Raw genomic sequence first — 15178 nt, 5'->3', positions numbered from 1 at the left:
GATCATATAAACGCCTAACTTAAACCTACCGCTCGCAACAGATGGATGGGGATTAGACCTAAGCGATCGCTGCGTTGACGCAAGACAAAAATCATGACTCATATTGCTTTGCTATTCACAAATTATGGACCTTATCATTTGGCACGGGTGAATGCGATGCATCAACTTTGCCAAGACTTAAATTGGCAGGTGACGGCAATCGAACTGGCGCGAGCGGAAGCAGATTACGAGTGGAGGACTAGCGTTGAGAATCTTCCCTATCCGTTTATTACGATCACCGAAAATCAGCAGCTTGAAGCGGTTCATCCAATTAAGCTAGGTCAAACCCTGCTTAAAACGTTAGAGCGGGTTCAACCGGATGCGATCGCCATTATGGGCTATTTTCGTCCTTCGATGCTGATGGCATTGATGTGGGGAGTTTGGAGGGGAAAAGGCAGAATTCTGTTTTCTGCAACTAAAGAAGATGATGCTTCACGTCGGTGGTGGCAGGAACAGGTTAAGCGCACAATCATCAAACAGTTCCAAGCGGCTTTAGTGGGCGGAAAACCTCAGAAACGATATTTGACTAAGCTAGGAATGGTGCCTGAGCAGATTGCAGTCGGATATAACGTGGTTGGTAATGACACGTTTCATCCATCTAAAATCGGCGCGCTGCTTCGACCGATCGATCGACCATTCTTTTTGTCAATTAATCGTTTTATCCCTAAAAAAAATCTATCAAATCTTGTCTCTGCTTATGCTGCTTATTATCAACAAGCGAATGCACAAGCCTGGGATTTAGTCTTGTGCGGCGATGGTCAGCTTCGCCCTCAGATTGAACAACAAATTGCAGAACTGGGGTTAAGCGATCGCATTCATTTACCAGGCTTTCTTCAGCAAGAAGAGTTATTGCCGTATTTTGCTCACGCGGGTTGCTTCGTTCATGCCAGTACTCAAGAGCAGTGGGGCTTGGTGATCAACGAGGCAATGGCAGCAGGATTACCTGTTTTGGTTTCCAATCGCTGTGGCTGTTTTGAAGATTTGGTGATTGAAGGGGTGAATGGTTGGGGATTTGATCCAGATGACTCTGAGCACATGACTGAGTTAATGCTGAAAATGAGTTCCGAACAATCGGATGCTAAGGCAATGGGCAATGCTGCTTTAGCTCATATTCAGAATTTCTCGCCAGCTTATTTTGCTCAAGGTTTGAGTCAAGCTGTAAGGTTTGCAATGAGTCAAGCTCAGCATAATTTATTCGCATAAAAAAACTACTTGTATGAAAATTCTTCACGTCATCCCTTCTGTTGGATTATCTAGGGGAGGAACAAGTCAAGCAGTTTTGGGATTACTACGAGCTTTAAGGTCGCAAGGAGTCAATGTAGAACTTGCTACCACAAATGATGATGGAGAAGCGCTGTTGGATGTTTCACTGCATCAGAAAGTTGAGTACCAGCACATTCCAACCTGGTTTTTTCCCCGTTTTTCTCCGGCTCAGTCTGCCATCCGTGAATTTGCCTTCTCTAAGACACTCACCACTTGGTTGTGGAACCATATTGCTGAGTATGATTTAGTTCATGTCCATGCACTGTTTTCTTATCCATCCACGATCGCGATGGCGATCGCACGGCTGAAGCGAGTTCCTTACATTCATCAGCCACACGGACTGCTCTGCAACTGGTCACTTCAGCAAAGCAAACTCAAAAAACAACTATACTTATTGCTCATCGAGCGTGACAATATTCGACAAAGCCAATTTTTGCAGTTGACATCAGTTATGGAAGAACAAGAAGTTAAGCAATTGGCACTCAATGTTCCCAGTGTTGTCTTGCCTCTAGGAGTTTCCGTTGCTGATCCAATTCCTCATGCTCGTACACGACTGCGCGAGCAACTCAAGCTTCCGGCAGAGCAGCCGATTATTTTATTTATGTCTCGGCTACATTACAAGAAAGGCTTAGAGTATCTCATTCCAGCATTAGGACAACTCGTTGATCTGCCATTTACGTTTGTGTTAGCAGGAAATGGAACTCCAGACTATGAGCAGGAAGTAGATCTGTTGCTAAACAAGGCTGGAATTCAAACGCGCACTTACCGCCCTGGCTTTGTAACGGGAGAATTTAAGGATCTGCTGCTTCAAGGCTCAGACTTCTTTGCTCTCACTTCTTGTTCTGAGAATTTTGGGATGGTTGTGCTAGAAGCAATGGCAGCAGGGCTGACGACAATTTTGACGCCAGGTGTTGCTCTTGCATCTGTCCTTGAAGAACAGCAGCTTGGCTACGTGCCTGCCTTAGACACTAATGCGATCGCAGAGACGCTTCGGTACTGTCTAGAATCTTCTGATGTTGCGAGATCTGTTGGCGATCGCGCGCGTCGATTTATCTTCGAGCACTATACTTGGGAACAAATTGCAAAACAGATAGTGCAAATCTACGGAAACATTGCAGAGCCAATCAAATCTTTTAGCTAAAAAATTGAGAAAGAAAAGCGCAATGTTGGTATTCATCATTCCGCTCAGAAGTAAAAGAGTTTCAAAATCTTGGGAGACGGTTTCTAATCTTCTTGAAAGAACGCTTCTATCGGTTCAAAATCAAACCTCATCAAAATTTCGGACTATTGTTGTTTGCCATGAGCGACCAACTTTAAAGAATACTTATTCTTATTTGGAATATGTAGACGTTGATTTCTCTCCGCCTAGGTCTATAACTAGAGATGCAAAAAATACGGATAAATATCAAAAAATTTTGGCGGGTTTACGCTATGCCTATAAAGACAAAAATGCTTATTTTATGACTTTAGATTCTGACGATTGCGTTAGTAATAAACTTGCTCAATTTGTGCAAGAAAATCCTGATTGTAATGGATGGTTTTTTAATACGGGTTATCAATATCGGGAAGGATCTAAAGCGATCCGTCTGCGAAAAAAAAACTTCCATCTCATTTGTGGCACAAGCAATATCGTCAGAGGTGAATTGCTCCAGCCTTTGATTGACCAAGATGAATTTTTAGCCATTAATGATAAGCGATTTCTTCAACACCATCGGTTAGCTATAGTCATGGCAGAGCGCGGCTCGCCTCTACAACCCCTGCCCTTTCCTGGGGCGATTTATAGTACAGACAATACAGAAAACTCGATGTATCAAACGCATCTTTTTCTAAAAGAAATAGCGGGAAACCCTAAGGAGCTTGTAAGATTTTATGCCCTACGCTTCTATCGATTGTTTGTTTATAAAGCGCTGATTCAGCAAGTTTGCGATGAATTCGGTCTCTATTCTGTACAATGTAAAACCTGCAACAAATTAAGATGAATCTTCAGGATGTTACACCCCTCATTCTAACGTTCAACGAGGCACCAAATATTGGTCGCATATTAGATCATCTAGCTTGGGCAAAACGAATTGTTGTTGTAGATAGCTATAGCACTGATAGCACTATCAACATTCTAAAGTTGCATCCTCAAGTTGAGATCTTTCAACGTCAATTTGATACTCATGCTAATCAGTGGAACTATGGGTTAGCTCAAGTTCAAACAGAGTGGGTGCTGTCTTTGGATGCTGACTATATTGTGCCTGAAGCACTTGTCTCTGAAATTAACACTTTATCCAATGCATCCGAAGTTGATAGCTACTCTATTCGGTTTAAATATTGTGTGTTTGGAAAGCCGCTTCGAGGAACTATTTTGCCACCCAGACAAGCGTTATTTCGTCGCCAGAAAGCAACTTATATTGATGATGGGCATACTCAAGTTTTGCAAGTCTCTGGTCAATATGCAATGTTGGATAGTTATTTTCATCATGACGATCGTAAACCCCTGAGCCGTTGGCTTTGGGCGCAAGATCGATACATGGCATTGGAGGTCAAGAAGTTGCTTTCAACGCCAGAACAGGAATTGAGCTTAGGCGATCGCATCCGCAAAAGCAAAATTCTAGCGCCGCTCGTAATTCTGATTTACTGCCTATTTCTCAAAGGCGGTATCTTGGATGGGTGGGCAGGCTGGTACTATGCCTTTCAACGAGTGCTGGCTGAGATTCTACTCTCAATTCATTTAATCGAGGCAGAAGTTTCCTCTCAAAAACAGTAAATATAGAAATTTTTTGTACCCCTTTTTTGTACCCCATTTTCATACCCCTATGTAGCATCAGCTTCATGCACGCGCTTTGAAAAAGATTACGTCAGCGACACAGCATTTGATCAAAGGGATTGAACTAATCGTATGTGAAAAAAGGCTTCCCGCCAAGTTGTCTGAAAATCTAGCTGTGCAAGGATTTGGTTATTTGAAGCGGCGATTTCAAAATAAAATCACGCCTCTTCATACTGAAAACTTTGTATTGTTATATCTTCCTAAGCTTGGACATCGATACATTTATCAGATTCTGCATTATTTCAGTTCATCCCCCTCGCAAATTGTTTTTATTTGGAATTTTAATTTAGAAAATTACATCAAATTAACTCATGAGGGACGAAGGCTTTTTACAATTAAAAATTTAAAGATTGTTTCAACTCCTTCATGCGGTCTGAAACCAAAGGCAATTGTGAGTTCTGAAAAAGATGAAATTGGAGCGTTTGATAAGGTTCCAGTTCAGATCAAGATAGAGACAGACGTATCAATACCTGTTGATAAGGGCGAGGGTGATACTTTCATGTTGCCCTATGGTATTCATCCTTTTTTGCTACAAAATTATGATCAGTTTAGCCAGGAGATCCAGAAATTCAGAGACCAAGAGCGGCATATTTCAATTTTTTTTGCGGGTAATACAAGATACGAAGAAACCCGATATTTGATCGAGCAATCTTATCATGTCCCTTCGCGCGATCGCTGTGTAGAGTTTTTATTGGAAAATTCTTCACAGCTTAAGATTGTTGAAATTCGTAACTTTAAGCAAAGGCAACAAATTCTTGCCCAGGCTAAGCAGTATCAAGCTTACTCGGTTGTGCTCTGCACTAGCAAAGGGTTGGCAGAAAATTGGCTACGGGAGTTAGCGATCGCGGATTTCTTTCTGGCATTACCTGGCTGGTATATGCTGATGTGCCACAACGCAATTGAAGCGATGGCAGTTGGATGTATCCCAATTTTGTCTTATGAAAATTGGTTTTCGCCTGCATTAGTGCATGGCAAAAACTGTTTTGTTTATAAACAGCTAGAGGACTTGCCTAAACTAATTAGCCACATTAATCATATGAGCAAAGAAGAGATTTCAGAGATGAGAGCAGCCGTAATAAATTATTTTGATTGTTATCTAAATCCTTCAAAAATCGCTGCTTTTCTCCTACAATATCAGGGTTCCAAGCTTCATTTATACATTAACAATGAAGATTCCAAAACCCTACGAAACGTGAATAATAGCTCTATTCTCTGTCGTGGAGGCAGCCTTCAATCTCTGTTGGAGACAATGTGATGCAAATGGAAAGCGTTTCTCAAACATAATAAACGCAGTACAGTAGTAAGTAGGGGTTCTACCATGCTAACTACTTACTGTGTTTACGCGATTTCGGCTGCCTCGGTGCATCGCCTTTGTTTTCGTTCTGCTTGGCGTTGGCTATATTCCAACTAGGCTTGCCATCGCTCAACAACAAGCCCCCGATCCGGAAGTTATTTTGATCTTGGGCGGGTCGAGCGATCGCGAAAGTTTTGCGGCTCAACTTGCCCTTCAGCAGCCTCAATTGACCATTTGGGTGTCTTCAGGTTCTCCTGATGCGGCTAACATTTTTCGCCAAGCTGGAATTCCCTCGTCCCAATTACGGTTTGATCGCCGCGCCACAGATACTGTTACCAATTTCACAACCACTGTGAGCGATTTCAAGCGGCGCGGTATTCAGCATGTGTATGTGGTGACGTCGGATTATCACATGGATAGGGCATCTGCGATCGCAACAATTGTTTTAGGAAGCCAGGGCATCGCGTTTACTCCGCTCAGCGTTTCTGGAGAGCATCGCCAAGAATCACAACTGCGAGTTCTACGAGATGTTGGGCGATCTGTAGTGTGGCTAGTAACAGGACGAACTGGAGCGAGCTTAAAACGTCGTTCACTTACCCGATAATGAACCCCAAAATAGTCTTTTGGATTTTTATTGCACTTGGTGTTGCCATTCTGAGTGCTGAACTGATTTTACGATTTGTTGTTGGGCTAGGCACACCGCCCTTGTGGCAGGCGGATGAGGAGACGGGCTATCAATTTCAACCAAATCAGGAGGTTTATCGATTCGGTAAACGGATAAAATTTAATCAGTACTCTCAGCGATCGGACGAGATTGTGCTTCCGAAACCCTCAGATACGCTGAGAATTATGATGCTGGGCGATTCTGTACTTAATGGTGGAGTATTTAGCGATCAGCAGCAAACAATCACGGAACTGTTCAAAGTTCGCCTTGCCCAAACAGAATCCAAAGCAGAATCCAAAGTGGACGTGCTGAATGCAGCGGCTGGTGGGTGGGGGATTGGCAATGCTGTCCGGTATCTGCAAAAATTTGGCACTTTCGAGAGTGATGTCGTCATCTTTCAAATTGGAACGAGTGATTTAACCCAGCCCATGAGTCAGGGAAAGCATATTGGGCAGTCGCCAAGCTTTCCCGATCGAACCCCCTCTTGTGCGATCGAAGAAGCTTGGGTACGCTACATTGTGCCACGATGGCAACGATTGAAAAAAGCGGCGGTTGTGGCGTCAGAACCCGCTTCAGAGACTTCGTTCAAGCCCTTGCGGTCGAACGCTACTGAACTGTTTAGCCAGAATATGCAAACGCTGAAAACAGCCATACAACAACTCAAAGCCAAGCAGATCCCTGTGATCGTGCTTTATACGCCCAATATTGATGATGTGGGTCTCACAGGTACAGTGCCAACCTATAAGCCTGAGTTTTTCAACCTCCTAAATTCGCTTCAGGTGCCCGTTGTAGACATCCAAGCCGCTTGGGCAAACCTGCCCGACACTACGATCGCGAGTTATTATGCCGATCACATTCATCCAACCGAAACGGGCAACCGTGCGATCGCAGATTTACTGTTTCAGCAACTCTGTACCCAATCAAAATCAGCTTGGTGCAGACCATCGGCTCAAATTTAAGTCACCTCGACTTTGAGTTCTTTAACCTCAACCAAGGCGTATGGAGACAACGATGAAAAATCTGCTGCGAAATTTTCAGTCTCTAAAACAGGCGAAGAATTTATACCAATTTAATCTGTAAATTCTACAGATGTGCGACTTCCCCCAACCCCTCTTTAGTCAAGAGAGGATCTGGAAAGCCCCTCCTGACCAAGGGGGATGCCGTAGGCAGGGGGTCGAGGATCTGTCGCCGTGAAAAATCAATTGGGTATTAGTTTTATTCTCGACTTCGCACATCATTAAACTACAGGAGATCTTCTCAAATGCCGAGCCTTTGGAACCGTAGACAGTTTCTCACGCTTTTGGGTGGAAGTGCCCTTTTACCGAGTGCCTGTCAGAAAGTCGAGTCTCGTCCTGCTCAGCGAGCAGCCTCTTTTACAATCTTTGATGGTCTAATCTATGATCAAAAGCCCAATGCTGGACTAAAGCCAATTCGGGTCGACGATCGCGGCTTTTGGAAGAACAAAGATGATCGATCGCAGCCCGATCGAGAAGCTTGCCAACAAAATGCCCGTGCCGCAGCAGGGCAGTTCTCCCATTTTGTGATCGACATCGAACATTGGAAGGTAAACATCAACCAAGACCCGAAAGCGGAAGTTCAACAAAGCATCGATAAGCTTTTACAGGTCATTGAGTGGATGCGAGAGGCTGCCCCTTCTCTCAAGCTTGGAGTTTACAGCATACCGCCGATTCGCGATTACTGGACGCCCGTGCGAAACTTACCAGGAGGGCGTTCAGGCTGGAGGACAGCCAACCAATTCCTCAAACCGATCGCTGATGCTTCTGATTTTCTCGCACCTTCTCTTTATACTTTTTATACAGATATTCCCGGATGGGTGACCTATGCGAGTGCAAACATCGAAGAAGCACAGCAATTTGGCAAACCCGTTTACCCGTTTCTCTGGTGCCGGTATCACATCAGTAACCGTGAGCGGCGCAATCAATTCATCGCAGGAGACTATTGGCGAACCCAGCTAGAAACCGTGCGCGATCGCGGAGCCAATGGCTTAGTTCTATGGGATTGGGCAGGGCATGACGAGCCGAGAACCAATGTCTTAGATACTCAACAAGCCTGGTGGCAAGAAACTGTCAAATTTAAGGCTGCTCTGTGATCTTCATTGTTCTAAACGCTATTGTTCTAAACCCTAAAGCACTGTGAGCTTGATTCATCTCAACAACTATACGCTTGGGGAATACACCCCAGGCGCGCCCGTTTGGAAGCAGCTTTTGTGGTTTTTCATCGGTGATCCGGTCGTTAGAAGCCGCCTGCTCCCCGTGTCGAGTGTCAAAGTTTGGATGCTGCGATCGTTTGGTGCAGCGATCGGGCAAGGCGTCCGAATTAAGCCGGGAGTGCGGGTTAAGTTTCCTTGGCGGTTAACGATCGGGAATCATTGTTGGATCGGAGAAAATGCTTGGTTTGACAACCTTGCCCCGATTGTTTTGGGCGATCATATCTGCGTTTCTCAATCGGTGTATTTCTGCACTGGAAATCATGACTGGACGGCGGCAACGTTTGATTTGCATGTGGCTCCGATCACCGTCGAATCGGGTAGCTGGTTAGCAGCACGATCTACGATCGCACCCGGTGTTCAGATTGGTGAAGGAGCCGTATTGAGCCTGGGTAGTGTTGCGGCGCGATCGCTGTCTCCCTGGACAATCTATGCAGGAAATCCGGCTGTTGCCATTAAGCCCCGCGTGATCAAAAACAGCTTTTCCTCCGCCGAACTTCTCGCCCCCAGCTAAGTCATGAAAATTTCAATTATTACGGTTGTCTTTAATGGCGAGTCTACCATTAGAGATACGATTCACTCTGTCTTGTCGCAAGATTATCCTGATATTGAACATATTATTATTGATGGCGCTTCAACTGATGGCACCCTCAATATTATCAAAATGTATTCTGATCGCCTTGCTAAGGTGATCTCTGAACCCGATAGCGGCATTTACGACGCGATGAATAAAGGGCTTCGTTTGGCATCAGGCGATGTCATCGGCATTCTTAATTCTGATGATTTTTATGCCGATACAACCGTTATTTCTAGCGTAGTTAAACACTTTGAGCAGACGCAAGCCGAGTCAGTTTTTGGTGATTTGGTTTATGTTACCTCTAGCGATCGCAATAAAGTGATCCGATATTATAGTTCAGCGAAATTTAACCCGGATCAATTTGCGTACGGCTGGATGCCTGCTCATCCTACATTTTTTGTAAAACGCTGGGCATACGAGCGTTATGGACTCTTTAAGACCGATTACAAAATCGCCGCAGACTATGAATTGCTGACTCGGTTTCTTGCTAAGCATCGGTTGTCTTACAGCTATTTGCCAAAAATCATGGTGAAGATGCGGGCAGGAGGGGTTAGCACGACAAATCTAAAAAGCAATTGGATTTTGAATCGAGAAATTATTCGAGGCTGCGCTGAAAATAATATTCAGACCAATATGCCCAAAGTTCTTTCTAAATATTTCACTAAAGTATTTCAACTTGTTGCTCGACCCACATGAAGCTTTTAGTTACTGGTGCTAGTGGATTTGTGGGAACGGCGTTTTGCCTAGCACCACAATTGCCGCATACCTCTGTTTATGGGGTTGTTCGGTCGGATCATCAAACTCAGTTGCTTCCGCCGCAGGTGAAGCCAGTGATTGCTGAGTCGTTGTCTGACCTCGCGGCTCGTCATGACGTTTTATCTCAGATCGATTGCATTGTGCATCTCGCGGCTCGTGTGCATGTGATGCATGATTCGGTCAGCGACCCGTTAAGTGCCTTTCGGGCGGTGAATACGGAGGCGACTAGAGAGCTTGCGATCGCAGCCGCCAAATCCGGAGTTCGCCGCTTTGTTTATCTCAGTTCAATCAAAGTTAACGGTGAAGGGCAAGCTAACCCTTACACCGAATTGTCTACGCCGTCACCTCAAGATCCGTATGGCATCAGCAAAAGGGAAGCTGAATGCGCCTTGCACGCTGTTGCGGCTGACACCGGTTTAGAAGCGGTCATCATCAGACCGCCGCTCGTTTACGGCGCAGACGTGAAAGCCAATTTTTTGCAGTTGATGCGGCTGGTAAAGCGCGGAGTTCCCCTGCCGTTTGGTCGGGTTGAGAATGCTCGAAGCTTGGTCTATGTCGGGAATTTGGTGGATGCTATTTCTGCCTGTGCCGTCCATCCTGCTGCTCCGGGGCGCACCTTTTTGGTCAGTGATGGTGTTGCTGTGTCCACACCTGATCTGATTCGCAATCTTGCGATCGCGCTAAATTCTCCTGCACATTTGTTGCCAATTCCTCCGGATACACTGAGATTTTTCGGAAAAATTACAGGTAAGAGTGCTGCAATCGATCGGTTACTGAGTTCTTTAACGATCGACGATCGCGCCATTCGCCAAACCCTCGATTGGCAGCCGCCGTTTACCTTTCAACAAGGGTTAAAGGCAACGGCAACTTGGTACAACACAACTCATTGACTTGACTACAGCAATTTGTAATTTAGTTTGTAACTCGCCTTTGTCATTGCATCGCCTTTACCTGCTTTATACACTCTCACGACTGATTCTGTCTACGACATCCTTCCCGTGCATCTTTGTTGAAGGCGACGCTGCGATCGCCAATTACGAACTGCGTTTTTGATGTAGAAATCAGTTTCTGTTTTTTGACTATGAATATTCTTCCAGCGTTTTTAGCAACGAGTGGAGCGCTTAGTTTTCTTTTTGTAGGATTAATCCGACGGTATTTCAGTTCGCATTTGCTTGACATTCCAAATCATCGAAGTTCGCATACCCAGCCGACTCCGCGTGGTGGTGGATTAGGATTTGTGACAGCGTTTGCTCTTACTAGCGTATTAATGCTTTTTTTAGGTTCTAATGCGGTAGAACCAATATATTTATTTCAACTCTGGACAGTGTTAGTTCCGCTTGTAATTATTGGTATCTTTGATGATCGCGGAAATGTTCCTGCTAGAGTTCGCTATTTTGTGCAGTTAACAACGGCTGGAATCGCAGTCTACTGGTTTGGTGCGTTTCCTCAGCCTTGGTTTGCCTCGCTTGGAATGTGGGGCGCGATCGTGGCGATCTTGCTAACCGTAATTGGCATGACGGCGCTGATTAACTTTTACAATTTTATGGATGGGTTAGATGGGTTGGTGGCTAGCGTCTCTGCTATCCAGCTTGCATTTCTAGCGATCGCGCTCAATCAGCCGCTTTTCATGATTTTGGTTGTAGCGCTCTTGGGCTTTCTCTGGTGGAACTGGTCGCCCGCAAAAATCTTTATGGGCGATGTAGGCAGCACGGTGTTAGGCGCAACCGTATCAGTGGCTTTACTCTCTGGGGGAAATGCGCTGCTCGCCCACTCTGGAAATGCTGGGCAAGCCTGGTCATTGCTGGCGATCACCTTGCCGCTGGTTATGGATGCGATTTACACCTTGGCGCGGCGATTGGTTCAGAAAGAAAATATCTTTAAACCTCATCGCTCTCACATCTATCAGCGTTTGCAGCAGACAGGATGGTCTCATGGGCAGGTTGCTACTAGTTATAGTCTCAGTGCAGGCGCGATCGCGGCAAGTCTATATTGGTGGGGCACCTCTGGGGCATGGGTGAGCCTGGTGTCGATCAGCGTGGTTCTTGTGCTGGCTGAGCGCTATCTAACCCGTCGCCAAGGCACTCGAATGCGGACAGCGCTCTATTCTTTTGTGAGAAACTCTTTTGCTGGCACACGGGCAAGTTAGCCAGAAGAACAGCTATTGCTGGTACTGAGCTATTACTGATACTGGCGTAAGTAACTTTACCCAACGTGTCAAGGATCTGAACTGAAAATTTATGAAGAAGCAGTAAAGCAAGCGGAAATGCCTCTATCTTCTAGGTAAAATGCAGGACATAGACTCGAAATTCTGACCTCAGCCATTCATCGCGCTGTCATCTGTCCGATCGCAAATTTTGCATGGACAGAGAACGAAAAGGCATCTACATCAGGTATCGGTTTGGGCGACTTACAAGATCAAGGGGTACGCAGCAGTGAAATCGAGGCAGTGAAATTGAGACGTAGCGCGCCGTTTATCTTGGAATAGGGAATGAACAGCATCTTAGTGATTGAAGATGATGCAGATATTTTAGAAAATATTGAAGAAATTTTAGAGCTTCAAAACTTTCGTGCGATCGCAACAAGAAATAGCTTGGCTGGGCTAGAACTGGCACGAGAAGAAGTTCCAGATCTGGTGATTTGTGATGTCATGATGCCGAAGCTTGATGGCTTTGGTGTACTCAATCAATTGCGGCAAGATGCAACCACCGCAACAACACCGTTTATTTTTTTAACGGGTCGCGCTGAACGCGCTGACGTGCGAATGGGTATGGAACTGGGCGCAGACGACTATCTGACAAAACCATTTACCAACGAAGAATTGGTGCGAGCTATCAAGGGCTGTCTAGACAAGCACGCTAGACTGGCACAACAGTACGAAACGAAGGTTCGGGAGGCTCAATCTCTAGAAAAGCAACTCCAAGTTAGTCAGGAGTTGGCTGAGATTAATGGAATTCTCTTGCAAAAGCTCTCTCAAGGGTTACGCCATCCGGTTTCTAACATTAGCATTGCAACTTACATGCTAAAGCAAAGTTTGTCTGAGACCGATGCTCAACGCTATATTGCCATTTTAGAAGAAGAATGTGCGCGAGGCACCTCGTTGCTGAATGAAGTTTCTGGCTTACAAGAATATCTAAACCCTGCAAAATTAAATATTTTGCGCGGCAAGCTCAAACTGCGCGCCCCCTTGTAATGCGTCTATAAACTTGGGGGTGTCATTAAAAAACAGGCTTGTGACAAGCGCGTGGTCAGAGCTAAACGACACGCCAGTTTGGTGATGGCACACTCTGCCATTCTAACCTCTCTCTTACTTGCGGGAGAGGGGTTGAAATGTTGCTTCTCTTTTGCGTGCATCCATTCCTATTCTCGGATCTGAGTGACGCTTTTTATGATCCTGTACCGATTGCGATCGCAGTTGCTTAGATTACTCAATTCGCTCCACTAGCATTAGCTTTAATAGACGGGTATGCTTACCGTGAATGTTGTCCCTACTTCAATTTCGCTGTCTAAGCTGATATTTCCCCTGTAGATGTCTACACATTGTTTTACGATTGCTAATCCTAATCCTGTTCCAGATATTTTTTCTACATTACTAGCGCGATAAAACGAATCAAATAAACAGTGTTGCTCGCTTAGCGGAATGCCAATTCCTTGATCCTTAATCTGAAATATAAATGCATCAGGCTGGCAATCTAAATCGATGTAAATTCTTCCCCCGTCTGGTGAATATTTGATGCTGTTTGAAAGCAAATTAACCAAGATTCGCCGCAATAACGTTATGTCTACCGCAGCATTCAAGGTTTGAATGGGCATCTGTTTGCTACAGCAGGAAAAGATAATCTTATGCTGTGTACTTTGTTGGGCTTCTTCTACTAGCTCCGTGCAAAACCGGATAATATCTGTTGGCACAGGCTGGAGCGCTAGGTGATGTTGCTCGGTGCGACTCAGAAGTAAGATATCTTCTAGCAGTTGCGTCATTTGTTTAACTTTGTTCTGAATTCGTTGAAAATGCTTCTGTTTTCTAGCGTTATTCAGATGGTTAGCCCCGCCAAACTCTGGCAAGTTGCTCATTGTCTCCAAAATTCCGATGGATGAGGAAATTACGGCTAAGGGCGATCGCAGGTCGTGAGAAACTTCTGCCAAAAATCGAGACTTAAGGTGATTCAGCGCTCTCTCGTGGGCTAGCGCGTCTTGCAGAGCCGAAGGCGACGGCATAGCAGAAAGAGCGGTTTCTGAAGCAGTGTTGGTTTCTAAAGTCTCTGGTTCTGCTATGGCTTGGCTAATGGTTGCAAAGCAGAGCGGCTTATTTGTGTAGAGATCCCGGACGATAAACCATTGGCAAGCCGTTGCGATCGTAGCGCCGGTTTGGGCATGGGTAAAGCGCAGAGAGCCTTGCCAGTGCCCATGCTGTAGTACGGTCGGTAATATTTCTGATAAAGTGGCTTGATCCTCGCTGTTGACTGTTTCTGCCAACCCCATTCGATGGCTGGCTTCAAGCCCAAAAAGCCCCAGCAGATCCTGTCCGGCTGGGTTCATAAACAGCCATTGCCCGTCGAAGGAGACTGTTCCAATGAGAGCAGGGCTGCTATAGACCAGAGACGCCAGCCAAGACTGCTCTAGCCCTGTACACAAGCGATCTCTAGAAATGTCGCACTGCGCGATCGCCTCTGACAAACATGGAAAACCCGTCTCTTCTGCCCCGTTATCTTGGGGAGGCTGAACCCGGTGATACACCGGTGGGTAGTGCAGCGTTTGAGGGCTGCTCACCCGAAGTGCTTGCTGAGTAGATCCCATCGCAGATTACCCCTCTGTGGTGCTACTGCTTACTGAGGCAAGTTAGTCCAACTAAACTTCAGTAATTACTGGCACTCTATTCTTAGTTTCACCTATGGTATCCGTAGAAATTCGGGTGTCTTTATCGTTTCTTCATCTTGCGATCCAAGCATCATCGGCTACTTTGCAGACAGCAGGCAAGCACAGCAAGGTTCTGTTTAATCTAGAAGAATTTACTAAACTCTAAAAGAATTTACCAAAGTTGCTTTATTTTCCTCCTGTGCAATACGCAGATCCGTAGAATGAATAACCGTAAGGATACAGAAACTCGAAAGCACAAGATCAGATGGCTCATCAACTTCTTAGAAGTTGAGAGAGCAGGAGAGACTAGCAGTTAAGGCATTCAAGAAAATTATGCAAGTGCTAAAAGATACAAACTGTTGTGAATTTCTGCCGCAATTTGAGAGTGATTGATCCGGGAAAGTACGGCTTATAAACCTAAACCTTATCCGTGTTTTCTTTGATCAGATCAGCCCTGCAAGATAAGTGATTGAACGATTATGAGTTAGAGTGTAAGTCGGTTAATCTATCAGTAACCACCAGATTGAGCGCAGTTTAACGTTTTTGCTCTAAGATTTGTTTTGGTTTGCTCCGAGAAGAGCCAGCGATCGCTCACGTTAAGCTTACTGATATCCTTCATACAAAATTTACGAGAATTTTTCTTGCACAACTGAGTTTTTAAGTAAGTATTAGTGATGGTACAGGGATGCAATAGG

At 45.2% G+C, this 15178-nt stretch carries 14 protein-coding genes; 13 read left to right on the top strand and 1 reads right to left on the bottom strand.

Annotated features, from left to right (window positions below):
- Positions 1 to 93 precede the first annotated feature (93 nt).
- The 13 genes from GS601_RS15815 to GS601_RS15755 all read left to right on the top strand — a co-directional run bounded on the left by GS601_RS15815 (position 94) and on the right by GS601_RS15755 (position 12822).
- On the top strand, positions 94 to 1242 hold the full coding sequence (locus tag GS601_RS15815) for a glycosyltransferase family 4 protein (protein WP_162424257.1): 1149 nt from the start codon (positions 94 to 96) through the stop codon (positions 1240 to 1242).
- A 13-nt stretch (positions 1243 to 1255) separates the two neighbouring features.
- Positions 1256 to 2443 (top strand): glycosyltransferase, encoded by a 1188-nt coding sequence (locus tag GS601_RS15810; RefSeq protein WP_162424256.1) that lies wholly within the window; start codon positions 1256 to 1258, stop codon positions 2441 to 2443.
- 22 nt (positions 2444 to 2465) lie between these two features.
- Positions 2466 to 3281: a glycosyltransferase family A protein gene (locus tag GS601_RS15805; RefSeq protein WP_162424255.1), complete on the top strand. Its 816-nt coding sequence runs from the start codon at positions 2466 to 2468 to the stop codon at positions 3279 to 3281.
- Entirely contained in the window at positions 3278 to 4054 is a 777-nt protein-coding gene (locus GS601_RS15800) for a glycosyltransferase family 2 protein (protein WP_162424254.1), read from the top strand. Before GS601_RS15805 ends, GS601_RS15800 begins: the two co-directional genes overlap by 4 nt.
- A gap of 76 nt (positions 4055 to 4130) precedes the next feature.
- Positions 4131 to 5369, top strand: coding sequence for a glycosyltransferase (locus GS601_RS15795; protein WP_162424253.1), 1239 nt, complete (start codon positions 4131 to 4133; stop codon positions 5367 to 5369).
- 79 nt (positions 5370 to 5448) lie between these two features.
- Positions 5449 to 6012, top strand: a complete 564-nt coding sequence (locus GS601_RS15790; RefSeq protein WP_162424252.1) for an ElyC/SanA/YdcF family protein — start codon at positions 5449 to 5451, stop codon at positions 6010 to 6012.
- Positions 6012 to 7031: an SGNH/GDSL hydrolase family protein gene (locus tag GS601_RS15785; protein ID WP_162424251.1), complete on the top strand. Its 1020-nt coding sequence runs from the start codon at positions 6012 to 6014 to the stop codon at positions 7029 to 7031. Before GS601_RS15790 ends, GS601_RS15785 begins: the two co-directional genes overlap by 1 nt.
- 302 nt (positions 7032 to 7333) lie before the next feature.
- Positions 7334 to 8182, top strand: a complete 849-nt coding sequence (locus GS601_RS15780) for a hypothetical protein (protein ID WP_162424250.1) — start codon at positions 7334 to 7336, stop codon at positions 8180 to 8182.
- A gap of 43 nt (positions 8183 to 8225) precedes the next feature.
- Positions 8226 to 8813, top strand: coding sequence for a WcaF family extracellular polysaccharide biosynthesis acetyltransferase (locus tag GS601_RS15775; protein ID WP_338017052.1), 588 nt, complete (start codon positions 8226 to 8228; stop codon positions 8811 to 8813).
- Positions 8814 to 8816: 3 nt separating this feature from the next.
- The gene (locus tag GS601_RS15770) at positions 8817 to 9572 is read left to right on the top strand and encodes a glycosyltransferase family 2 protein (RefSeq protein ID WP_162424249.1); all 756 of its coding nucleotides are present in this window, start codon (positions 8817 to 8819) and stop codon (positions 9570 to 9572) included.
- Positions 9569 to 10522: a UDP-glucose 4-epimerase family protein gene (locus tag GS601_RS15765; protein ID WP_162424248.1), complete on the top strand. Its 954-nt coding sequence runs from the start codon at positions 9569 to 9571 to the stop codon at positions 10520 to 10522. The genes GS601_RS15770 and GS601_RS15765 overlap by 4 nt, the downstream gene beginning before the upstream one ends.
- Positions 10523 to 10713: 191 nt before the next feature.
- Positions 10714 to 11778: an MraY family glycosyltransferase gene (locus GS601_RS15760; RefSeq protein ID WP_162424247.1), complete on the top strand. Its 1065-nt coding sequence runs from the start codon at positions 10714 to 10716 to the stop codon at positions 11776 to 11778.
- Between the two features lie 342 nt (positions 11779 to 12120).
- Positions 12121 to 12822, top strand: coding sequence for an ATP-binding response regulator (locus GS601_RS15755; protein ID WP_162424246.1), 702 nt, complete (start codon positions 12121 to 12123; stop codon positions 12820 to 12822).
- A gap of 260 nt (positions 12823 to 13082) precedes the next feature.
- Here GS601_RS15755 and GS601_RS15750 read toward each other — a convergent pair whose 3' ends face one another.
- Complete coding sequence (locus GS601_RS15750; protein WP_162424245.1) at positions 13083 to 14423, bottom strand: sensor histidine kinase; 1341 nt, start codon at positions 14421 to 14423, stop codon at positions 13083 to 13085.
- Between the last annotated feature and the right edge of the window lie 755 nt (positions 14424 to 15178).

Source organism: Myxacorys almedinensis A, from assembly GCF_010091945.1.
GTDB classification, from domain to species: Bacteria; Cyanobacteriota; Cyanobacteriia; order Leptolyngbyales; family Leptolyngbyaceae; genus Myxacorys; species Myxacorys almedinensis.
The sequence above is the reverse complement of the archived record's forward strand: the minus strand, read 5'-3'. Positions and strand labels throughout refer to the sequence as shown.

Coding starts and splice junctions, on each gene's coding strand:
- GS601_RS15815 (WP_162424257.1), top strand. CDS start 94: ATGACTCATATTGCTTTGCTATTCACAAATTATGGACCTTATCATTTG.
- GS601_RS15810 (WP_162424256.1), top strand. CDS start 1,256: ATGAAAATTCTTCACGTCATCCCTTCTGTTGGATTATCTAGGGGAGGA.
- GS601_RS15805 (WP_162424255.1), top strand. CDS start 2,466: ATGTTGGTATTCATCATTCCGCTCAGAAGTAAAAGAGTTTCAAAATCT.
- GS601_RS15800 (WP_162424254.1), top strand. CDS start 3,278: ATGAATCTTCAGGATGTTACACCCCTCATTCTAACGTTCAACGAGGCA.
- GS601_RS15785 (WP_162424251.1), top strand. CDS start 6,012: ATGAACCCCAAAATAGTCTTTTGGATTTTTATTGCACTTGGTGTTGCC.
- GS601_RS15780 (WP_162424250.1), top strand. CDS start 7,334: ATGCCGAGCCTTTGGAACCGTAGACAGTTTCTCACGCTTTTGGGTGGA.
- GS601_RS15770 (WP_162424249.1), top strand. CDS start 8,817: ATGAAAATTTCAATTATTACGGTTGTCTTTAATGGCGAGTCTACCATT.
- GS601_RS15765 (WP_162424248.1), top strand. CDS start 9,569: ATGAAGCTTTTAGTTACTGGTGCTAGTGGATTTGTGGGAACGGCGTTT.
- GS601_RS15760 (WP_162424247.1), top strand. CDS start 10,714: ATGAATATTCTTCCAGCGTTTTTAGCAACGAGTGGAGCGCTTAGTTTT.
- GS601_RS15755 (WP_162424246.1), top strand. CDS start 12,121: ATGAACAGCATCTTAGTGATTGAAGATGATGCAGATATTTTAGAAAAT.
- GS601_RS15750 (WP_162424245.1), bottom strand. CDS start 14,423: ATGGGATCTACTCAGCAAGCACTTCGGGTGAGCAGCCCTCAAACGCTG.